The 20119-nt window shown below is 69.9% G+C and carries 19 protein-coding genes; 6 read left to right on the forward strand and 13 right to left on the reverse strand.

Annotated features, from left to right (window positions below; genetic code table 11):
- Positions 1 to 112: 112 nt before the first annotated feature.
- Positions 113 to 574, forward strand: a complete 462-nt coding sequence (locus tag OHA21_RS51245; protein WP_328468242.1) for a nitroreductase/quinone reductase family protein — start codon at positions 113 to 115, stop codon at positions 572 to 574.
- A 74-nt stretch (positions 575 to 648) separates the two neighbouring features.
- On the opposite strand, the gene OHA21_RS51250 is transcribed toward OHA21_RS51245, so the two are convergent.
- From OHA21_RS51250 to OHA21_RS51280, 7 genes are all read right to left on the reverse strand, one after another.
- Positions 649 to 3906 carry a discoidin domain-containing protein gene (locus OHA21_RS51250; RefSeq protein ID WP_328468244.1) on the reverse strand — a complete coding sequence of 1086 codons (3258 nt, stop codon included), beginning with the start codon at positions 3904 to 3906 and terminating at the stop codon, positions 649 to 651.
- Positions 3903 to 5294, reverse strand: a complete 1392-nt coding sequence (locus OHA21_RS51255) for a glycoside hydrolase family 43 protein (protein ID WP_328468246.1) — start codon at positions 5292 to 5294, stop codon at positions 3903 to 3905. Before OHA21_RS51255 ends, OHA21_RS51250 begins: the two co-directional genes overlap by 4 nt.
- 10 nt (positions 5295 to 5304) lie before the next feature.
- Positions 5305 to 7743, reverse strand: a complete 2439-nt coding sequence (locus OHA21_RS51260) for a glycoside hydrolase family 127 protein (protein WP_328468248.1) — start codon at positions 7741 to 7743, stop codon at positions 5305 to 5307.
- Positions 7744 to 7812: 69 nt separating this feature from the next.
- On the reverse strand, positions 7813 to 8640 hold the full coding sequence (locus tag OHA21_RS51265) for a hypothetical protein (RefSeq protein WP_328468250.1): 828 nt from the start codon (positions 8638 to 8640) through the stop codon (positions 7813 to 7815).
- A 327-nt stretch (positions 8641 to 8967) separates the two neighbouring features.
- Positions 8968 to 9279: a winged helix-turn-helix domain-containing protein gene (locus tag OHA21_RS51270; RefSeq protein ID WP_328468252.1), complete on the reverse strand. Its 312-nt coding sequence runs from the start codon at positions 9277 to 9279 to the stop codon at positions 8968 to 8970.
- Complete coding sequence (locus OHA21_RS51275; RefSeq protein WP_328468254.1) at positions 9276 to 9746, reverse strand: hypothetical protein; 471 nt, start codon at positions 9744 to 9746, stop codon at positions 9276 to 9278. The genes OHA21_RS51270 and OHA21_RS51275 overlap by 4 nt, the downstream gene beginning before the upstream one ends.
- A 72-nt stretch (positions 9747 to 9818) precedes the next feature.
- Positions 9819 to 10781, reverse strand: a complete 963-nt coding sequence (locus OHA21_RS51280; RefSeq protein WP_328468256.1) for an NAD(P)-dependent alcohol dehydrogenase — start codon at positions 10779 to 10781, stop codon at positions 9819 to 9821.
- Between the two features lie 120 nt (positions 10782 to 10901).
- On the opposite strand from OHA21_RS51280, the gene OHA21_RS51285 reads away from it, so the two are divergent.
- Together OHA21_RS51285 and OHA21_RS51290 are read left to right on the forward strand one after the other, a co-directional pair.
- A complete protein-coding gene (locus OHA21_RS51285; RefSeq protein ID WP_328468258.1) occupies positions 10902 to 11183 on the forward strand; it encodes a hypothetical protein in 282 nt (93 codons plus the stop codon).
- Entirely contained in the window at positions 11183 to 12442 is a 1260-nt protein-coding gene (locus OHA21_RS51290) for a hypothetical protein (protein WP_328468260.1), read from the forward strand. Before OHA21_RS51285 ends, OHA21_RS51290 begins: the two co-directional genes overlap by 1 nt.
- Before the next feature lie 3 nt (positions 12443 to 12445).
- Here the strand turns inward: OHA21_RS51290 and OHA21_RS51295 are convergent, their stop codons facing one another.
- Together OHA21_RS51295 and OHA21_RS51300 are read right to left on the reverse strand one after the other, a co-directional pair.
- Complete coding sequence (locus OHA21_RS51295) at positions 12446 to 12934, reverse strand: hypothetical protein (RefSeq protein WP_328468262.1); 489 nt, start codon at positions 12932 to 12934, stop codon at positions 12446 to 12448.
- Between the two features lie 36 nt (positions 12935 to 12970).
- Positions 12971 to 13861 (reverse strand): sulfotransferase domain-containing protein, encoded by an 891-nt coding sequence (locus OHA21_RS51300; protein ID WP_328468264.1) that lies wholly within the window; start codon positions 13859 to 13861, stop codon positions 12971 to 12973.
- A 201-nt stretch (positions 13862 to 14062) separates the two neighbouring features.
- On the opposite strand from OHA21_RS51300, the gene OHA21_RS51305 reads away from it, so the two are divergent.
- Positions 14063 to 14698, forward strand: a complete 636-nt coding sequence (locus OHA21_RS51305) for a TetR/AcrR family transcriptional regulator (protein WP_328468266.1) — start codon at positions 14063 to 14065, stop codon at positions 14696 to 14698.
- Positions 14695 to 15150, forward strand: a complete 456-nt coding sequence (locus OHA21_RS51310) for an acyl-CoA thioesterase (protein ID WP_328468268.1) — start codon at positions 14695 to 14697, stop codon at positions 15148 to 15150. Before OHA21_RS51305 ends, OHA21_RS51310 begins: the two co-directional genes overlap by 4 nt.
- 4 nt (positions 15151 to 15154) lie before the next feature.
- Here the strand turns inward: OHA21_RS51310 and tuf are convergent, their stop codons facing one another.
- Genes tuf through OHA21_RS51325 form a run of 3 tightly spaced genes read right to left on the reverse strand, consistent with a single transcriptional unit; the run spans position 15155 to position 18306 of the window.
- Positions 15155 to 16342 carry an elongation factor Tu gene (gene tuf / locus OHA21_RS51315; RefSeq protein WP_328468270.1) on the reverse strand — a complete coding sequence of 396 codons (1188 nt, stop codon included), beginning with the start codon at positions 16340 to 16342 and terminating at the stop codon, positions 15155 to 15157.
- A complete protein-coding gene (locus OHA21_RS51320; protein ID WP_328479061.1) occupies positions 16264 to 17046 on the reverse strand; it encodes a caspase family protein in 783 nt (260 codons plus the stop codon). The genes tuf and OHA21_RS51320 overlap by 79 nt, the downstream gene beginning before the upstream one ends.
- Before the next feature lie 15 nt (positions 17047 to 17061).
- Positions 17062 to 18306 (reverse strand): MFS transporter, encoded by a 1245-nt coding sequence (locus OHA21_RS51325; protein WP_328468272.1) that lies wholly within the window; start codon positions 18304 to 18306, stop codon positions 17062 to 17064.
- A 25-nt stretch (positions 18307 to 18331) separates the two neighbouring features.
- Here OHA21_RS51325 and OHA21_RS51330 point away from each other — a divergent pair, with 25 nt between their 5' ends.
- Entirely contained in the window at positions 18332 to 19237 is a 906-nt protein-coding gene (locus OHA21_RS51330) for a winged helix-turn-helix transcriptional regulator (protein WP_328468274.1), read from the forward strand.
- On the opposite strand, the gene OHA21_RS51335 is transcribed toward OHA21_RS51330, so the two are convergent.
- Entirely contained in the window at positions 19200 to 20102 is a 903-nt protein-coding gene (locus OHA21_RS51335) for a GNAT family N-acetyltransferase (RefSeq protein WP_328468276.1), read from the reverse strand. The two genes, OHA21_RS51330 and OHA21_RS51335, sit on opposite strands and share 38 nt — an antisense overlap.
- Between the last annotated feature and the right edge of the window lie 17 nt (positions 20103 to 20119).

Here is a 20119-nt window from a genome sequence, read left to right on the forward strand (position 1 = left end):
CCTGCCGGGTCCGGGCCTCAGCGCGCCCGCCGGGCCCGGGCAGGTGGTCCCGGGACCGTGCGGAGAAACGGTGGCTTTTCTTCACACCGCAGGGGGTGGATGATGATCCACCGTGTGGAGAAGGTTGTGGCGTGCCGCCGGTTCGTGGCCGGTTTTCACCCCGGTCGCGCGTCGGCTGGTCACCGTCGACCGCTGGCTGGGCCGGTTGACCCGTGGCCGCGTCGTCGCTTTGGGCATGGCCCCGTCGCTCATGCTCACGACAACCGGCCGCAAGTCCGGCCTGCCGCGCAGCAACCCGCTGCAGTACGTTCGGGACGGCGACGACTTCATCGTGATCGCCTCGAACTGGGGCGGCGAGCACGACCCGGCGTGGTCCTACAACCTGCGCTCGATCCCGCAGGCCCGGGTGACCCTGGACGGCCGTGACATCCCGGTGACCGCCCGTGAGACCGACGGCCCGGAGCGGGAACGCCTCTGGCAGTTGATCACCGACCAGTGGCCGGGCTACGACAACTACCGGACCCGGGCCGCCCACCGGCGGATTCGCGTCTTCCGGCTGACCCCGGCCGCCTGACAGGCTCGGCCCCCGATGAGGGCCGAGCCCGGCTGCCTGATGGGCCCGGCCCTGTGAGGACCGAGCCCGTGGGCTCAGGCGAAGGCCTTCACCTCCAGCAGGCCGACCGAGGCGGTGCCGCTGGTCAGCGCCACCCGCAGACGCGTTGTGGTGATGGCACCGAAGGTGACGTTGTTGTACTGGTTGGCGGCCACCGGGTAGCCGCTCGCTGATGGGACGTCGGCGTAGGCCGAGCCGGTCCAGTACTGCAGCTTCCACGACGCGGGCAGGTCGATGCCCTGGCCGTCGTCGAAGAAGTAGACCTGGGCGGAGCGCAGGGTCTGCGCTGACGACCAGGTCAGCTCGGCCCACTGCTGGCCCGTGTTGGGCCACGTCCCCCAGCGCGGGTTGACCGTGTCGTTGGAGGACGGCGGATCGATGCCGTCGTTGAGCGCCGCGACGTTCTCCCAGGCCGAGGTGTAGGAGGCGCTGGGCGCGGCGGTCGACGCCAGGTTCGGGTCGGCCGGGACGGTGCCCTGGCCGTACAGCTTGACCTCGGTGAGGCCGACCTTGGCGGTGCCGGACGGCTGAGTGAACGAGATCCGCAGCCGGGATGTGCTGACCGGGGTGAAGGTGACCCGGTTGTAGTTCGACTGCGGTGTCCCCGGCGTCTTGACCTGCGAGGCCGCGGCCACCCAGGCGGTGCCGTTCCAGTACTGCACGGTGTACGCCGACGGCGGCCGGTACCGGTTGCCGGCCCGGTCGTTGCGGAAGTACAGCCGCGCCTCGTTGACCGTCCGGTTGGCGCCGAAGTTCAGCTCGTACCAGTCGGTGGCGTTCGGGGTTCCGTAGGTGCCCCACAGCGGCGAGTTGGTGGGCAGGTCGTCGATCGCGCCGGCGACCGTCGTGCCCGAGGTGGTGTACGACGCCGACACCGTCGCGCCCGCCGCCAGGTTCGGCGCGGTCGAGGTGAGGTCGACGCCGGCCTTGGCGAAGATGCCGACCATCCGGTCACTGCTCTGGCTGACGTTCTGCGGTGCCTGCAGCGACGGGAAGGCCGCACTGTAGGAGACGGTGCCGGCGCCGACGGAGACCGCTCCGCTAGTCGGGTTGTAGACGACTCGGGTGAGCCGATCCACAGTGGCCACCCGCGTCCCGTTCAGGAAGATCGAGTAGCCCTGCGGGACCCCGCTGTACCGGGTGACGCCGTCGGCCGGGTCGTCCCAGACGATCGACAGGTTCGCGTTGCGGTAGCGCAGGTTGTTGACGGCGAAGTGGGACCAGCCGATGTTGATCGGGGACAGCTCGATCTGCGTGTCGTTGCGCGGGCGCAGCCCGGCCACGTCCTCGATGATCGTCCAGTTGCTGCTGCCCAGGATGTTGTGGTGGATCCAGGACCGGTAGTTGATCGAGCTGCCGTTCCAGTCGGCCCAGAACTCGTTGGCGTCCGGCCAGGCCGTGTTGCCGCCGACGTACTGTGCCCAGGCGTTCCAGTAGAGCAGCTTCTTGTAGTCCTCGTTCGTCATCCACGAGTTCGGGTAGTTGCGCAGCACCGACGAGTAGAGCCGGAACTGCACCGTCGAGTTGATCGTGGAGAAGTTGTTGCTGCCCGGGTTCCCGGCGGCCGCCGCGGCGGCCTTGTCCCGCTGGTTCGCGGTGTAGAACGGGAAGATCGGGTAGTCCGCCGGGTCGGCGAACAGGCGCAGGGCCTCGCGGTACTGCGCGGTGTTCGGCATCAGGCCGACCGAGTACGGGTAGTAGTTGTTGATCTCCTTCCACGGCACATGGGTGTTGGTCGACACGTGCTTGTGCTCGAGCAGCTGCCGCGACGGGTTCCACAGCGTGTTGACCACGCCGTTCTTGATCCGGTCGGCGAGGGTCTGCATCTCGGTCGCCTTCGCCGTGTTGCCCATCAGCGAGTAGGCGTCCCGCGCAGCGTTCGCCGCCGACCACACGTACGCCGTCTCGGCCCGGTCCAGGTTGCCGGCCCGCCAGTGGAACGACACCGCGTCCGCGTCGTTGCCGGTCATCGCGCCCCAGTCGTACTCGATGACCCCGTTGTTGTTCGTGTCGTAGGTGGCCAGCTGACCCTTGGCGTCACCCTCGGCGTACCGGGCGAAGTTGCGCAGCATGGCCGGCTGCCCGCCGTGGATCTGATAGGCCCGCCAGGCCGCCTCGGCGATGTACTGCGTGTACGAGTTCGACCAGTTCTCCGGGTCACCCGGGTTGTCCATGAACCGGCCGTTCGCCGAGTACTGCCCGACCGCCAGGTAGGGCCCGTAGGACAGCGACGGATCGCGCAGGTACTTCAGGTCGTCGATGTGCATCGGCTGGGTCAGCGCGATCGCGTTGTTGTACCCGGTCACGCCCTCGATCGACTGCGGGAACTGGAAGTCCTGCCCCGGGATGTCCGCGTCGAGGTGGTTGAAGCGCATCAGCCACCAGCGGTAGTAGATGTTCTTCTTGATCGCCGCGTCCGGCACGTCGATGTAGGGCACGTTGTCCGCCCACCACCGGTTGTAGGCCCGGACATGGGTGGCGAATGCGTCCGCCGCCGACGCCGCACGGTAGGAGTCGTACTCCGTACGCGACTGGGGAATCTCGTTGGCGACCAGCCCGAGTTGCACCTTCACGGTGACCGTCTGCCCGGCCGGCACCGTGACCGATCTGGTGAGCGCGCCGCTCGCGGCGGCGAAGCTGTCGCCGGAGAGCCGCGGGTAGAGCGTGGTCAGGTTGTTCTTGACCGCCCGGGTGCCGGTGAGCTCACTGCCGCTGACCGTGGTGGCGTAGGGCGAGGTGGCCCGAAGGTTCACGGTCGTCGACGCGCTACCGGTGTTGACCACCGCGACGTTGGTGACCAGCACGTTGTTGTGGGTGATGAACTTCGTGACGTCCAGCCGCACCGAGCCGCCGGTGTGCACGCTGCGCCAATGGCTGGGTGTCTGCCGGCGCTGGGCGGGCTGTTCGGTGAAGGTGCCCGGCGACGCGGTGATCGCGTACGCGCCCTGGCTGCTGATGTTGTCCCAGTAGGCGGCGTTGCCGCCGAAACCGATCACCGCGGGGTCGTGGGTGTACATGAAGGCCGCGCGGCCGCGGCTCATCAGCCACGGACCAGCAGGATCATTCCCGGTACGCGCGAGCAGCCGGTCCATCCAGAAATCGGTGCCGGACGCCTCGGCGTCGTAGATGGCCCGCATGGTGTCGCCGGTGGAGTAGCCGACCGGCGGCGCCGGGATCGACCCGGTCCCGGTGAAGGTGGGGTAGCCGATCGTCTGCGCGGCCTGCGCGGGGGAGGCCGCCGGCAGGGTCAGGCCCGCGGCGACGAGGACGATGGCGAGCAAGCGGTGTCTCATGGCTGGAAGGCCTTCCATTCGAGGACGCCGGTGGAGAGGCCGGTCCGCGAGGTCATCTGCAGACGGAGCCGTGTGGTGCTGACCGCGGTGAAGTTGATGACGTTCTCGGTGTTGCCGGCGACGCCGCACCCCGGGATGTTGACGTAGCTGCTGCCGTTCCAGTACTGCAGCTGACATGACGCCGGCAGATCGATGCCCTGGTTGTCGTCGAACCAGTAGACCGACGACTTGTTGATCGAGCGGGCCGTCGGCCACTGGTACTCGATCCATTGCGTGCCCTGCTGCGGCCAGTTGCCGTACGCGAGGTTCGACCGGTCCTGCGAGTTCGCCGGGGTGCCGCCGTTGTTGATCGCGGCAAGGCTCTCCCACGCGGCCACGTGCGACGTCGACGCCGTCGCGGACGGCGCGATGTTGGTGCCGCTCCCACCGCCGCCGGTCGTCGGGATCACCCGCTGAATCGTCCCGTCAGCGTTGAAGTAGAGCCTGTCCACCGCCACCGACCTGCGGAAATTGCCGCCGCCGGGCGCGTCCGCGGTGTGGTAGACGAGGTACCACTGGCCGTTGAACTCGACGATGCCGGCGTGGTTGGTGGTCGACGAGACCTGCCCGAGCACGATGCCCCGGTGTGTCCACGGTCCGAGCGGGTTGGTCGCGGTCGCGTACCGCTGGCAGGCGTAGTTGGAGTTGGTGACGCAGCCGCTGGTGTCGTTGGCGGCGTACATCATGTAGTAGAGGCCGTTGCGCTTGAACATCCACGGGGCCTCCCAGAAGTTGGTGAGTCCCGTCGGGGTGACGACCGAGCCGACCGTGTCGATCATGTTGCTGGCGAGCCGGACCGCGCGGGCGCCCCAGTAACCACCCCAGTACATGTACGCCTGGCCGTCGTCGTCGACGAAGACCGTCGGGTCGATGTTGAGACCGGACGAGTTCGGCGTGCTGTCGCTGATCAGCGGCCCGCCCTTGGCGTCGGTGAACGGCCCGAGCGGGCTGTCACCGACCGCGACGCCGATGTTCATCCAGCCCGGACCGTTGCCATTGACCGATGTATACCAATAAAACTTGCCATTGCGCGGTTCGACCTCGCTGGCCCACGCGTCGGCGCCGGCCCACGGGAAGGTGGCGATGTTCGCCCGCGCGCCGTGGTGGGTCCAGTTCGTCGCGTCGGTGGAGGAGAGCACGTGCCACTCGCGCATGACGAAGTTGTTGGTTCCGGTCGGAGCCTCGTCGCGGCCCGCGTAGATGTACATGGTGTTGCCGACGACGAGCGGGGCTGGGTCGGCGGTGTAGATGCTGGTGATGATCGGGTTGGCGGCGTGCACCGGCACGGCGGTCACGGCGACCGCCGTGATCACCCCGCACACGGCGGCCATCCATCGTCGGACGGACATTCGGACTCCTCTACTGACCGGTGGCGTTCAGCTGGGAAACCTCGGTCGCGGACAGCGCCCGGCTGTGGATCCGGAACCCGTCCACGGCCGCGGTGAGGTACGGATCGCCCGCGTACTGGGAGCGGCCGATCCAGTTCTGGGTGGTGGAGCCGAGCGCGCCGGGCCGGACGGTGAGCGCGCTGTTGCGGGCCACTTCGGCGCCGTTCACGTAGAGCACGCCGAGGTTGCCGGTGTGGGTGACCGCGACGTGCGTCCACGTGCCGGTGGGCAGCGCGGCGGGGGCGTCGATGCGCTGCTCGGCGCCGGATCCGCCGGTGGTGATCGCGTACCGGGCGGTGCCGGCGCTGCTGCGCGGGGTCAGGAACAGGTACGACCCGGTCCCGCTGCCGAAGTCGAAGACGCGGGACCAGCTCGCGAGAGTGTCGATGCGGACCCACGCGGCGACCGTGAAGGACGCGGCGCCGGCCAGGATCCCGGCCGGCAGGCTGACGTGCGCGGTGGAACCGCTCAACAGCACACCGCGCCCGGTCCGCCCGGCCGTGCGGGACGCCGCGCCGGCGAGGACGCCGTTCCACCCGTTGCCGGTGGCGTCGACGACCGCGCTGCCGGAGGCCTCCTCGAACGGGAAGTGTGCCTCGCGCGGGGTGTTGCTGACGACGTTCCAGTAGACCGAGTACCGCTGGCCGTGGGTCTTGTAGAACGGCCGCAGCAGCACCGAACCGGCCGTGTACTCCAGCGGGGCGGTGGAGGCGCGCAGCGTGGACGGGTCGAGCGTGGGCAGCGCGCTCAGGTTGGTGGTGCCGAACTGTCCGGCGAGGACGATCGGGCCGTGCTTGACCGCGCGGACGGCCGGGTTGTCCGGGGTGGCCTCCACCGAGAGGGCCATCGGCAGGCTGATGTCGACGGTGTCGCCGCTCGCCCAGGTCCGATTGATCGCCAGGTACGAGCCGGGCGCCGGCGAGCCGGTGAGGGTGCCGTTGACCCGCACCTGGGCGCCGGTGGTCCAGCCCGGGATGCGGATGCGCAGGTCGATCGCCCCGGACCCGGTGATGGTGAGCCGCGACGTCGAGCTCTCCGGGTACGTGGTGACCTGCTGGACGGTGATGCCGCGGCCGGGCCAGGTCAGGGTCGAGGCGACGAACAGGTTGACCCAGAGCGTGTGCCCGTTGTGGAAGTACACGCTCTCCGCGTACTTCGTGTTGGTCTCCATCCCGGTGCCGTGGCAGCAGGTGAAGTTGTCGTAGTCGTTGCTGTACGACTTGATCCCGCCGGCCCGCAACGGCACGTAGTAGCAGTGGTGACCGTGCGCCGAGCTGGGATTCTGCGCGCCGAGCAGGTGGTTGTAGAGCGCCTTCTCGTAGAAGTCCATGAGCTCGCCGGCGCGCGACGGGTCGGTGAAGAACAGCTGCCGGGTCAGCTTGAGCATGTTGTACGTGTTGCAGCACTCGCACGTCGTGTCGGACAGCTCGCTCGCGATCCGGTTCGGCGCCTGGAAGTATTCGCCGTTGGAATTGCCGCCGATCGCGTACGAGTGCCGGCGCACCACGAAGTTCCAGAAGTTGACGGCGATGTCGCGGTATCGCGTCGTCCCGGTCGCGTGGAACCCGCGGATGGCCGCGAGCGCCTTGGGGATCTGCGTGTTCGCGTGGAACCCGGCGAGCGCGTCGACGTTGTTCGCCAGCGGATCGAGCACCTGCGCGTGGTCGAAGTACTGCGCGGTCGTCAGGTGGGCCGGGTTCTCGCTGAGCTGATAGAGGTTGAACAGGGTCTCGCCGATGCCGCCGAACTCGACGCGCAGCATCTGCTGGCGCTGCGCGTACGTCAACCGGCTGTTGCGGGCCTGCACCCAGGCCGCCTTGGTTTCCAGGACGGTCAGCGCCTGAGCGTTGCCGGCCAGCTGGTGCATGTCCAGCAGGCCCTGCACGATCTTGTGCAGCGTGTAATAGGGCGCCCACACCTGCTGGCCGGTCTCCACCCGGTCGATGAAGCTCTCCGGGTACGCCGACAGGTAACCGTTCGGCCGCTGGCAGAGCGCGAGCTGGGCGACCAGGTAGTCGCCCTTGGTCTTGAAGTCGGCGGCGCCGGTGTTCGCGTAGGCCTGGGCCAGGGCGGTGAGCACGTGGCCGATCGAGTGGCCGCGCAGCTCGGTGGCCGGGGACTCCCAACCACCGCACGGCGTCGCGGACGAGGACAGTCCGGCCGTGATCCGGAACATGTGCAGCAGCCGGTCGGCGTTGAGAAAACGCAGGTAGGCATGGGTCCGGGCAGCGTTGCCGGCGAACGGCCCGGCACCCAGACGAACGGCGGAGAGCGGGAAGGCGTACGCGGAAACGCCGTTGTCGGGTCGAGCGGCCCCGGCGGCGCCGGCTTGCAGAAAGCCGGTGGCGGCGCCCGCGGCACCGGCGCCGGCTAGGAGAAGGGATCGGCGGGAGAGAGCAGGCTGGTCCATGTCGGGGTGCCTTTCGCCGGCCCCGGCCGGGCACAGAAACCCGGCCGGGGCTCTCGGTATGCGCGAGGATCAGTAGCCGTAGCGGCTCTTCAGATGCCGCCACCAGTCGCGGAACATCCAGGCGTCGAACTCGGTGATCGACGTGGCGCTGCCGGCGCGCATCAGGAAGCCGCCGACACCGCTCGGGGTCCAGTCGTAGAAGTCGTCCAGACCCCAGGTGTGGCCTATCTCGTGCAGCAGGATGTGCAGGTTGTTGGCGTTGATGTTGTTCATGAAGTACTCGCGGCCCATCCGCTGGCCCCAGTCGCCGCCGGCGCCGCCGCCGAAGCCGTCGGTCAGCCACAGTGACTGGTCGTAGTGCCGGGCGACGCCGCCGGGACAGCGCGGGTACGTCCCGTTCTGGTTGAAGAACCGGCCGCAGGGCACCGAGCACTGCGGCGCGTTCTCCCGGATGTCGTTGACGTAGATGTCGACCGAGTTGTCGCTCCACTGCAGCTGCGAGCGGTTGCGCACGGCCCAGCCGACCACCTTGATCGGCACCTGCTGGTACGGCCACGCGTTGTGCCCGACCAGCTCGTCCATCCACTTCTTGTACTGCCGGGCCAGCGTGGCGTGGATCTGGTCGCGCTGGGCCGCGGTCACGGTCGCCGAGGAGTCCCAGCGCACGCAGTAGTTGATGTAGCCACGGTTGGCCATTACCTGGTCCCAGCCGTAGTTGCGGAACCCGTACAGATTGCCGTTGTTGTAGGTCTGCTCCTGGTGCTGCCAGACCTGGTTCAGCGGAGTGACCAGATTGGCCGGCGGGCTCCACGTCGCCGGGGCGGCGTGCGCCGCCGCCGGGATCAGGCTCATTGCCGCCAGCGCGGCGACGATCGCCGCGAGGAGTCGTGTTCGCACGGAACCTCCATAGACATGCATCGATCTATTGGGTTGTGGTGCACCCCCGTGCGCAGTTCGCTGGTGGTCGCCGGGCATCGGCTCGCGGCAGTGCCCCTGCTACGCGAGATGGCCCCGGCGGGCTCCGTCCTGGAAGTCAGGCTGACGTACGAAAACGTTTTCGGCAAGATGGCTTTTGCGTTAACGGCCATCGATGCGGAAAAGCCGCCCGGCGGCGGCCGGGCGGCTTTCGGTGTGCAGGCTGTGCTTCTGGCTTCTGCGGCGCGGGCTGGCTTCTACGGCGCGGGCTGGCTTTTGCTGCGCGGGTTCAAGCCCGGACGGCGGCGGTCAAGGCAGGACGGCCAGGCCCGCGCGGGCGACGATCTCCTGCAAGGCTGCGACGTGGTCGGTGAAGGCCTGCTGGCCGGTTTCGGTGAGGCGGGCCGAGGTGCGCGGCCGCTTGCCCACGAAGCTCTTGCGGATCTCCACGTAACCCGCGTCCTCAAGGGTGGTGAGCTGCTTGGACAGCGCTGAGTCGGAGAGGCCCAGACTGTCGCGCAGGAACTTGAACTCGGCCCACTCGGTGGCGGCGAGCAGGCTGACCAGCGAGAGCCGGGTGGGCGCGTGGATCAGCTCGTCGAATCGCGGAGTCCCGGTCATCGCTGCCCTGCCAGCGGGCGGGACAGCATCATCCGGCGCAGGTAGGACATCAGCCGCGGGCCGCCGAACGCCAGGCCGGCGGCGACCGGCAGGCAGGCGATCGTCGCCGGCAGCGGCACGCCCAGGGCCTCCAGTGTGAAGCCGAGCGCGATGCCGATCGCGACCAGCGTGACGGTGAAGCCGGCGATGGCGAGGCCGCCGCGCACGCCGATCAGCTCCGGCCGGACCTGCACGCGGGCCTTGCGGACCACGGCGAGGATCAGCCCGGCGAGGCCGAGGACGTAGACCACGGTGCCGACGGCGATCAGCCAGCCGATCTCGCTCTCCATGGCCGCGACGAACAGCATGATCAGGCCGGCGATGCTGTACCAGAACCAGGCCGGGACGAGGTTGGTGTCGACGACCTGGGCGCGGCGGGCTTGCACCTCCGCCAGGGCGAGCTCGGCGTCGACGGGTGGGATGGTCATCGCTTCCTCCTCGGGCATGTACTTGCCTACTAGGAAAGTAGCCCGCGCTTTCCTAGTAGGCAAGTACTTTCCTCAAGGCACTGTGATGACCACGCTGCCGACCTTGTGGCCGGTGTCGACGTGCCGGTGCGCCGCGACGATCTCACTCAGCGGATAGGTGCGGTCCACGACGATCCGCAGCTCACCGCGGTCCAGCAGGTCACGAAGGTCGGCCAGGGCGGCGTGCTTGCGCACCGACATGCCGGTCCGGACCCGTGGGCCGCGGGTCAGCGCGGTGCGCAGGTGCAGCGCGTTGTTGATCAGGCCGGTGGTCGGCAGATAGCTGCCGCGGGGCGCGAGCACCGGGCGGCAGCGGGCGAACGAGCTGCGGGCGACAGTGTCGAAGACGACGTCGTACCGCTCGCCGGACGCGGTGAATTCCTCGGTCGTGTAGTCGAAGACGCGGTCCGCGCCGAGTTCCTCGGCCAGCTTGGCGTTGCGGCCGCTGCAGACGGCGTGGACGGTGGCGCCGACGCGTCCCGCGACCTGTACGGCGTACGTCCCGATCATCCCGGAGGCGCCGATGACCAGGACCTTCTGGCCGGGCCGGAGGCGGGCGATGCCGTGCAGGAAGTGCCAGGCCGTGGTGTAACCGTCCACCGTGGCGGCGGCGTCGGAGTACGGGACGTGGTCCGGGATCGTGGTGAACGAGGCCTTCTCGGAAAGGCATTTGTACTCGGCGTCCGCCCCGGCGGCGAAACCGGTGAAGCCGAAGACCCGGTCGCCGGTCCGGTACTTCCGGACTTCCGGGCCGGTCGCGGTTATCTCGCCGGCGAATTCGAGGCCGAGTACGCGTACCCCGGCTCGCGGCCGCGTCAGACCCAGGATGACCCGCCCCCAGCGGGGTTCGCCGCGCCGCATCCCGCATTCGGCCGACGTGACCGTAGTGGCGTGCATCCGGATCTGCACCTGGTCACCGCGGGGTTCCGGCTTCGGCAGGTCGACCTGGGTGAGCACTTCGGGTGGTCCATATCTGTGGAACATCACCGCACGCATCCGGTCATCGTGAATGAGTGATGCTGTGACCGCGCTGAGTGGTGATGGCAGGTCCTCGAGTGAACCGACGTGCCCCGGGAGGCGTACATCAGGACATCCGTATCGGTGAGGGGGATGAACATGGCCGATCGCCTGCAAGTCGACCTTGTGCTGCTCGAGTCGATCTCCAGTCGGCTCCGCCGTTCCGGCGAGATGCTCGGCGCCGCCCGGGCCGGGAAACCGGCCATGCCGGACGCCGGGGAAGCCACGCCCATCTTCGCGGAGCTGCTCAGCCGGCTCTCCGAGAGTTCCGCGAATCTGGTCGCCGGCCTCCAGGAGGCCGGCACGCGGGTGGCCGAGGCGAATCAGACGTACGCCGCGAGCGACGCCGCCGCCGGCCGGCACATAGACGGGGCCTACTGATGCCGATCGACACCCGGCTCGACGGCGATCCCGGACAGCTGTACTCGACCGCCCGCTGGCTGCGCGACGACCTCGCCTTCGAGGTGAACGCCAGCGCGTCCGCCCTGCGCTCGGCCGGTGCGGACGCCGCGGAGAACTGGCGTGGCGCGGCCGGCGCCACGTTCTACGGCCGGATGTCCGGCGCCGCAGCGAAGGCCGACGCTTTGCACGGCGAGATCCAGCAGACTGCAGGAGCTTTCACCGGGTACGCCGACCGGCTCGCCAGTGCCCAGGGCCGGATGGCGCGCGCCCGGGACGTCGCGGTGGCCGGCGGCCTCGACGTGACCGGCGAGGTGATCAACGATCCCGGCCCGGCGCCGAACGCGGCCGGCCCGGTGCCGAACGCGGCCGGCCCGGCGCCCGACGCGGCGGCTTATGCCCGCAAGGTGCAGGCCTACAACCTGGCCCAGACCGAGGCGGAGGGCGCCCGCGCCGAGATGGCAGCCGGCACCGAAGTCGCCCGCAGCGCGCAGAGCTCGGCCCGCGCCCGCCCGGTCCTGCAGCAGAACGACGTCCTGCACGGCGGCTCAAGCGCGATCTTGCAGGAGGAGCCCGGCCCCAACGGCAACCGCCCGTCACCGTCGCTCCCGGAAGAGGGCCGCGGCCGACTGAACGATCCCGCCGGCGCCGCCCCGCCACCCAACGCGAGCAAGCCGTCCGATCCCGGCTCCGAGGGCGCCGCCGCGCCACCCAACGGGAGCAAGCCATCCGATCCCGGCTCCGAGGGCGCCGCCGCCCCGCCGCCCAGCCCGAGCAAACCCGTCGAGGGTACGGGCAGCGCGTCCGGCGAGGCCCGCGGAAGCCTGAGCGAGAACGGCGGTCCCGGCACTTCGCCGCCGCCCAACGCGAGCAAGCCGTCTGAGCCGGATACCGGGAGTGCTTCGGGTGAGGCGCGGGGTGAGTTGGACCGCAACGGTGGCGCTGAGGCGCAGCCGCCGAACGGCAGTAAGCCGTCCGAGCCGGATACCGGCAGCGCTTCAGGTGAGGCGCGGGGTGAGCTGGACCGGAACGGGGACGTCGAGGCGCAGCCTCCGAACGGGAGTAAGCCGGCGGAGGAGAGTGGCAGCGCGGCCGGGGAGGCTCGGGGTGAGCGGGCGGAGCGCGATGCAGGCGGGCCGAACGGGGAGTCCGGGTCGGACGGTCGCCTTCGCAACCAGGATGGGGCGGAAACTCCCAGCAAACCCACAGCGGAGGAGGGCCGCGGCCGGCTCAACGGGTGAGCGTCAGCGACTGTCCTTGCGGGCCTGCCGCCGGGCGCCCTTGGCTCGGGTCGAGGCGTGCCGTTTGCGCAGCTCGACCGACTTCGGGCGGCGGTCGTCGCGCTGCGGCTTCAACCGGACGACCGGTGGCAGGTCCGCGGACACGCCGCGGGCCTCGCGCTCGTCGGCGAGCCGTTCGGCCTCGAAGCTTTCGGCGCTGGCCTGGGCGGCCAGCGCCAGATGACGGCTCACGGTGGCCAGGATGGTCTCGAAGACCTCGGCCTTGGCCCGTTTTCGACTGTTCTGCGGCCGTGCCTTTCCGCGCCCACCCGCTTCGGCCACCCGGGCGGCGGCCCGGCGGCGGTACACCTTCACGTGCTTGTTGCGCGCGCGGCGTACCCGGGTGTGCAGCTCGATCAGCGCGTCCTCGTCCAGGTCGGCGAGCCGGCCCGGGTCGGCCTCGCGGACCAGCGCCAACTCGGCTTCGGAAAGGGAACCCAGCAGCAGATCCATGCGCCCGACGGTAGGGCGGCTATGATCCGCGCCGCCTCATCCGCGCGGGGTGATTGATCGTGCCGGCGACTCCTCGTACGCCGGGTAGCCCAGGCGCTCGACCAGGTTCCCGGTGGCTCGCTCGAAGGCCTCGGTGATGTCGTCGTCGAAGTGATTACGCCAGTCGCCGGGCTGGCCCTTTCGATAGTGCGACACCGTTCCGGCGCTCTTGCGCTCGTTCATGTTTGCAAAGCTGTATCGGGACAGCAGGGTGGCCAACTCGGGCGGCGGAATAGTGATTCCGCAGTGCCGCATCAGTTGATCGACCTCGTTCGCCTGGTTGTCGCCGACCAGGTCCTCATAGCGGAACAGGCGGACCTCCTCGGAAGCCGGCGCCACGGCCCACGACCGGAGGGCCTTGAATCTGCCCTTGGCGGCGAAATCGTCGATGAGGTGCAGCATGCCTTCTTTGCGTGGCAATTCCTGGAGGACCTTGCGAACCTCCAGCACGTCACCCATCGGCGCGTGTGAGTTGCGGGTGGAGAAGTAGCTGGAGACCAGCATGTCGCGCGGGTCGCGCATGACGAAGAACGCCCGGTACCTGTCCGGTTTGGGAATCTTGTCGAACCGTTTGCGGTGGAAGAACAGCGACAGCGCGATGCGGTCCGGCGGGCACACCCGAGGGTCGCTCCAGTTGTAGAACCGCGGGTCGTAGGTGAACAGACCGGAGTGGCGGTACACGATGGGATCGCTGAACAACTCTTTGATCCACTGGCTCGCGGTTTTGCGCACTGCGCAGTGATAAATGTTCGTGAATTCGTTCCGGGTGACCACCGGAACGGTGAGCCGCAGCCGGGCGTTGTGCGCTCTGAGTAGAGTCCGGCGCGTCACGACGCGAATGGATTCAGGCGCGTTCTGCTTGGCGAACATCACAGTGCGGTTGAACATCGTCCTTTACCTGCGCAGTCGGGGGCACGCTACCGGTCCGGTCGAACGTGGCCGGAGTTTACAACAATTTCGACTGAGTTACTACAGATGATCAAGGCGGTCGACGGGACCGCAATTAGATATTCAGGGAGTTCACAGTTTCGCCAGGGTGTGACGCCGGTTATCTTTACGACCGGTCGGTCGGTTTGTAGGCTGAGCGGCATGACCCAGGACGGCAGGCTCCTCCGCGGCGAGCGCACCCGCACCGCGGTGCTCGACCAGGCGCTGCTGCTCGCGACCGTGGCCGGCCTCGACGGCCTGTCGCTGAGCCAGGTCGCCGACGCGCTCTCGGTGAGCAAGTCCGGGCTGTTCGCGCACTGGCGCTCCAAGGGGGCGCTGCAACTCGCCGTGATCGACCACGCGCGGGCGCAGTGGACCGACCGGGTGATCCGGCCCGCGGTCGCCGAGCCGGCCGGCCTGCGCCGGTTGTGGGCGGTGCACGACCATCGGCTGGCGTTCTACGAGGCGGAGGTCCTGCCCGGCGGCTGCTTCTTCGCCAACGCCCACTTCGAGTTCAACGCGCGGCCCGGCGTGATCCGGGACCGGCTCGCCACCGAGATGGCCGACTGGATGCGGTTCCTGACCGGCGTGGCCGCCGATGCCGTGGCGGTCGGTGACGTCGCGGCCGACGTCGATCCGGCCGGGCTCGCCTACCAGACCGAGGCCCTCGGAGTCTGTGCGGTCATGCAGGCCCCGGTGCTCGGCGCCGCACCGACCTTCCACCAGGCACGCCGGGCTCTGCTCGGCCACCTGCGCGCACTGGCCACCGATCCGACGACTCTCCCGGAGCTGACATGACCATCACCACCGAAGAAGCCCCCGCTGTTGAGTACGGCGATGTGGTGCCCATGCCCGTGCACTTCGACGACCTCGACGCCATGGGCGTGCTGCACAACTCCCGCTACGCGGTGCTGGTGGAGCGGGCGCTGACACTCTGGTGGACCGAGCGTGGCGTCTCCTTCACCGGCGGCCGCCCGACCACGCCGGACGCCTTCAACGTGGTCCGGGAGTATGCGATCACCTTCCACCGGCCGGTCCGCGGCACCGGCGAGGTGAACGTGCACTTCTGGCTCGACCGGCTCGGCACGACCAGCGCCGACTACCGGTTCCGGGTCACCTCGACCGACGGCGCGACGGTGTACGCGGAGGGCCGCCGGGTCAACGTCCGGCTGGACCCGGCGACGATGCGCCCGGAGCCGTGGACCGAGCAGGCCCGGGTCATCGCGGGTGCTCTGGTGCGTACCAAATAGGGGTCTATCGCTGGATGCGGGTGGCCGTGCCGGCCCCGACGGTGCGGCCACCCTCCCGGATCGCGAATTTCAGGCCCGGCTCGAGAGCCATCGGCTGGATCAGTTTCACCGACATCGCCGTCGAGTCGCCCGGCATGACGAGCTCGGTGCCCTCGGGCAGCGTGACGACACCGGTGACGTCCGTGGTGCGGAAGTAGAACTGGGGCCGGTAATTCTGGAAGAACGGGGTGTGCCGGCCGCCCTCCTCCTTGCTGAGGATGTAGGTGACCGCTTCGAACTCGGTGTGCAGGCTGACGGTGCCCGGCCGCACGACGACCATGCCGCGGTCGACGTCCTCCCGCTTGATGCCGCGCAGCAGCAGGCCCACGTTCTCGCCGGCGCGGGCCTCGTCGAGCAGCTTGCGGAACATCTCGATGCCGACGCAGACGGTCCGGGTGGAGTGTTCCCGGAGGCCGGCGATCTCGACCTCCTCGTTCACGGCGAGCGTGCCGCGTTCCACCCGGCCGGTGACCACGGTGCCGCGGCCGGTGATCGTGAAGACGTCCTCGATCGGCATCAGGAACGGCTCGCTGGTCATCCGCTTCGGCTCGGGGATCGCGGTGTCGACCGCGTTCATCAGCTCCAGCAGGTTGCCGGCCCACCGGGGGTCGCCGTGCAGCGCCCTGAGCGCCGAGACCCGCACCACCGGCAGATCGTCACCGGGATAGTCGTAGGTGCTCAGCAGCTCCCGGGCCTCCAGCTCGATGAGTTCCAGCAGCTCCTCGTCGTCGACCAGGTCGCACTTGTTCAGGGCGACCACGAAGTACGGCACGCCGATCTGCCGGGCCAGCAGCACCTGTTCCCTGGTCTGCGGCATCGGGCCGTCGGTGGCCGCCACGACCAGGATCGCGCCGTCCATCTGAGCAGCACCGGTGATCATGTTCTTGATGTAGTCGGCGTGGCCGGGGCAGTCCACGTGCGCGTAGTGACGGGCCGCGGTCTGGTACTCCACGTGCGCGATCGAGATCGTGATGCCGCGGGCCTTCTCCTCCGCGGCCCGGTCGATCCGGTCGAACGGGGTGTACGGGTTCAGGTCCGGGAACTCGTCGTGCAGGACCTTGGTGATGGCGGCGGTCAGCGTGGTCTTACCGTGGTCGATGTGACCGAGCGTGCCGATGTTGAGGTGCGGCTTGGTCCGCTGGAACCGGGCCACCGGGCCTTGAGCCCGCGGCTGCGGAGGTGGGGCCTGCGGTTGCGGCTGCGGCCGGGCCGCGGGCGGCACATGCATGGGCACAGGCTCGCGGGCCTGTGCCGGCGCGGGCATGGCGCGGGCTCTCGAACCTGTGCCGGCACGGGCTCGCGGGCCTGTGCCGGCGCGGGCCGCCAAGCGCGATTCGGCGCCAGGACGAGCCGGTCGATGTGCCCGGCGGAGAGCCGCTGCGGCTCGTGCAGGCCCGCGTCGCGCATCCGGCGATGGAGGGTCGCGTACAGAGTGTCGACGTCGAGGTGGGGCGGCCCGCCCGGCACTCCGTCCCGGAGCAGCTGCAACAGCCGCCCGGTGAACGCGGTGTTCCGCTCGCCCGGCAGCACCACCGAGACCTGGGTGCCCGGGGAGGCGGCCAGGGTCAGCGTGCCGGCGATGTCGATCTGGGCCCGGACGATGTCGGACTGGCTGCTGAGCGAGGCGGTCGCCCGGCCGGAGAAGCAGCAGTCCAGGACGAGAACCTTGCGGGCCGCCGGGCTCTTGCGCAGAACGCCGCGCAGGGTGTCGATGGAGATCCCGCCGAACTCCGGCATCTCCGGATCGGTCTCCGGGCCGGCCAGGTGCAGGACGTTACGGTCGTACTCCAGGCAGCCGTGGCCGGTGTAGTAGACGAACAGGACGTCCTCCGCGTCCTGCGCCGCGGCCTTGAGCAGCCCGCCGACCCGCGGCTATCGGCCCGCGGCCGCCGGCGCGCTCTCCGCAGTGGACGGCATCGGCAGGTCGCGCAGCCCGCGGACCGGCGAGACCACCCAGATCAGCGGCGCGCACAGGGTGATCACGCCGAAGAGCAGCAGGGTGGTGCGGGCACCGAGCGGTCCGGCGAGGACGCCGGCGACGAGCCCGCCGATCGGGATCGCTCCCCAGGAGACGAACTTGACCGTGGCGATCACCCGGGAGAGCAGCTCCGGCGGGCTGGCGAGCATCCGGTAGGTCCGGGTGGTCACGCTGAGCACCACCACCGAACCGGCGAAGATCAGGTTGCCGAGGGCGAACGCCAGGTAGCCGGCGGCCCCGGTGCCCCACGGGATGAGCAGGGCGCCGCCGACACCGGCGAAACCGGCGACGATGAGGCCGCGGGCGGTGCCGATCCGGCCGGTGAACCGGGTGGTCAGCGCCGCGCCGATCAGCGTGCCCAGACCGTCGGCGGCCAGCAGCAGGCCGACCATGCCGGGCGAGGCGTGCAACTCGCGGACCAGGTAGAAGACGAAGAGCGCGTGCTGGGCGCCGCAGACGAAGTTGACCGCGGTGGCGGCCCACATGCCGGGGCCCATCACCGGGTGCCGGGTCACGTAGTGCCAGCCCTCGCGGATGAGGGCGGCCATCGGCGTACGGATGGTGGGTCTCTGCACGCGCCGCGCCGGGAGCGTCCGCAACAGAACCGCCGAGATCAGGTAGCTGGCCACGTCGATCAGCAGGGTCGGCACCGAGCCGAGCACCTGCACCGCCAGGCCGCCCAGCGACGGCCCGCCGAGTTGCGTCGCCGCGTGCGTGCCGGAGTTGAGGCTGTTGCGGGCCTGCAGTTGCCCGGCCGGGACGATCTCCGGCAGGAAGGTCTGGTTCGCCACGTCGAAGAGCACGTCGGCGAAGCTGATCACCAGCGCCACCACGATCAGCTGCGGCACGGTGAGCACGTCCCACCACCAGGCGAGGGGGATGGAGACCACCGCGAGGGCGCGGACCAGGTCCGCGCCGACCTGCGTGCCGCGCAGGGGCAGGCGCTGCACGATCACTCCGGCGGGCAGGCTGATCAGGAGGTACGCCAGATAGCCGGCCGCCGTGATCAGGCCCATCTCGAGCGCGGAGGCGTGCAGCACGGTCAGCGCGGTCAGGGGCAGGGCGACGCCGCCGACCGCGGTGCCGAGCCCGCTGGCCGTGCCGGCCGTCCACCAGCGCCAGAACACAGTGAGTTTCATATTGGAACGGACTATAGTCGCTCACGTGAGACGAGTCGACCTCGCCGACGCGGACTGCGGAATCGCCCAGGCCGTCGGCGTGCTGGGTGATTGGTGGACGTTCCTGGTGATCCGCGACATCGCCGGGGGAGTGACCCGCTTCGACGCCCTGCAACGCGCCCTCGGGATGAGCCGGCGCGCCCTCACCGAGCGCCTCGGCGAGCTGGTCGAGGCCGGCGTGCTGCACCGGCGCCGCTACACCGACCGGCCGCCGCGCTACGACTACCTGCTGACCCCGAAAGGTGAGGGCCTGCTCCCGGTGCTGATCGCGCTGCAGGAGTGGGGCGACCGGCACCTGATCGGCGACGGCTCGCTCACTGCCACCGCGTCCTCCGGCTCCGCCGAGTCCCGGCGGGTGCACGCCCTGGTCGGCCGCGTGCTGCCGGAGATCACCCTGACCCGGCAGGACGAGCAGACCGAAGGGTTCCGGGACGCGTGGACCGTGCTCTACTGCTTCCCCGGCGCGTTCGTCCCGGACGCACAGGGTTACCCGCCGCGCTGGACCGACATCCCCGGGGCGGCCGGCTGCACGCTGGAGTCGATGACGTACGCGTCCGGCGCCACCGACTTCACCGAGGCCGGCGCCCGCGTCCGCGGTGTCAGCACCCAGCGCCCCGACCAGCTGGCCGCCTTCGCCGAGCACGCCGGCCTGCCGTTCCCGCTGCTCTCCGACCAGGATCAGAAACTCGCCGCCGGTCTGCTGCTGCCCACCTTCCGGGCCGCCGGGGTGGACCGGTTCAAGCGGCTCACCCTGCTGATCGACCCGGCCGCCACGGTCCGCGCGGTGCAGTTCCCGATCACTGACCCGGCCGGCTCGGTCGACGAGATGCTGCGCCTGGTCCGCGACCGGCGGATCACCGCATCTGCCGGACCGTCCGGGTCAGCTCGGTGAATCCGGACGCGATCAGGAACTTGGTGTACGCGTCCTCGTCCTCGTCGGCGTAATCGAGCAGACGGGTCGCGCCGCCCAGGTCCAGCCACGCGGCGGCCTGCCCGAGCAGCCAGGTGCCGATGCCGCGGCGCTGCTGCTCCGGGTCGACCCACAGGTTGCCGATGTCGGCCCAGGCGCCCACCCGGGAGACCCGCGGACCGGAGTCCAGATTGGTGTCCACCTCGATCCAGCCGACGTCCGCACCGTCCAGGGTGGCCGTGAACCGGGTGCCGTTGATGCCGAGCGTGCGGCGGACGCCGAGCCCGGGCAGCGGCGCGGCCGGCCGGGCGAGGTCGCCGACCACGGCGACCAGCACGATCTCGGTACGCCCCTCGCGCCGGAAACCCATCCGTTCATAGAGCTCCCGGATGTGCGGCCACTGCTCCGGCACCCCGTAGACGCCCGGCACCGGCAGCGCGCCCTCGGCGAACCGGCGGGTGACCGACCACCGGGTGAACTGGGCGTGGCAGGCGACCGCGAGGGCCTGACCGGCCTGCGAGGCGTCCGGCCAGTACGGCGCGTCCGGCCAGCACACCAGCCAGCGGATCTCGCCGGCGTTGCGGTACTCCTCGCCGGTGTCGTCGTCGTCCGCGTACCGCAGCAGGTGGGCGGCGGCCACCACCCGGCCGCGCTGCTCGGCGACCAGGGTGACCCGCTCGCGCACCCACCGGTCGACGATGAACTCGCCGGCCTCCCGTTCGAGCTGGCTCAGCAGGGCCTGGACGGAGACGGAGACACCCGGCACCACGGCGGCGACGTGCGCGTTGACGAGAGCGGTGACCTGATCACGGTCACCGCGCCGGAACGGCCTGATCTGGGTCGGCATGAGACGGACCTTCCACG

This window comes from Actinoplanes sp. NBC_00393 (assembly GCF_036053395.1).
Lineage (GTDB): Bacteria > Actinomycetota > Actinomycetes > Mycobacteriales > Micromonosporaceae > Actinoplanes.

Excerpts from the sequence above, each read along its gene's own strand:
- OHA21_RS51250 (WP_328468244.1), bottom strand. The coding sequence starts at position 3,906 with ATGAGACACCGCTTGCTCGCCATCGTCCTCGTCGCCGCGGGCCTGACC.
- OHA21_RS51255 (WP_328468246.1), bottom strand. The coding sequence starts at position 5,294 with ATGTCCGTCCGACGATGGATGGCCGCCGTGTGCGGGGTGATCACGGCG.
- OHA21_RS51260 (WP_328468248.1), bottom strand. The coding sequence starts at position 7,743 with ATGGACCAGCCTGCTCTCTCCCGCCGATCCCTTCTCCTAGCCGGCGCC.
- OHA21_RS51270 (WP_328468252.1), bottom strand. The coding sequence starts at position 9,279 with ATGACCGGGACTCCGCGATTCGACGAGCTGATCCACGCGCCCACCCGG.
- OHA21_RS51275 (WP_328468254.1), bottom strand. The coding sequence starts at position 9,746 with ATGACCATCCCACCCGTCGACGCCGAGCTCGCCCTGGCGGAGGTGCAA.
- OHA21_RS51280 (WP_328468256.1), bottom strand. The coding sequence starts at position 10,781 with ATGCGTGCGGTGATGTTCCACAGATATGGACCACCCGAAGTGCTCACC.
- OHA21_RS51285 (WP_328468258.1), top strand. The coding sequence starts at position 10,902 with ATGGCCGATCGCCTGCAAGTCGACCTTGTGCTGCTCGAGTCGATCTCC.
- OHA21_RS51290 (WP_328468260.1), top strand. The coding sequence starts at position 11,183 with ATGCCGATCGACACCCGGCTCGACGGCGATCCCGGACAGCTGTACTCG.
- OHA21_RS51295 (WP_328468262.1), bottom strand. The coding sequence starts at position 12,934 with ATGGATCTGCTGCTGGGTTCCCTTTCCGAAGCCGAGTTGGCGCTGGTC.
- OHA21_RS51300 (WP_328468264.1), bottom strand. The coding sequence starts at position 13,861 with ATGTTCAACCGCACTGTGATGTTCGCCAAGCAGAACGCGCCTGAATCC.
- OHA21_RS51305 (WP_328468266.1), top strand. The coding sequence starts at position 14,063 with ATGACCCAGGACGGCAGGCTCCTCCGCGGCGAGCGCACCCGCACCGCG.
- OHA21_RS51310 (WP_328468268.1), top strand. The coding sequence starts at position 14,695 with ATGACCATCACCACCGAAGAAGCCCCCGCTGTTGAGTACGGCGATGTG.
- OHA21_RS51325 (WP_328468272.1), bottom strand. The coding sequence starts at position 18,306 with ATGAAACTCACTGTGTTCTGGCGCTGGTGGACGGCCGGCACGGCCAGC.
- OHA21_RS51335 (WP_328468276.1), bottom strand. The coding sequence starts at position 20,102 with ATGCCGACCCAGATCAGGCCGTTCCGGCGCGGTGACCGTGATCAGGTC.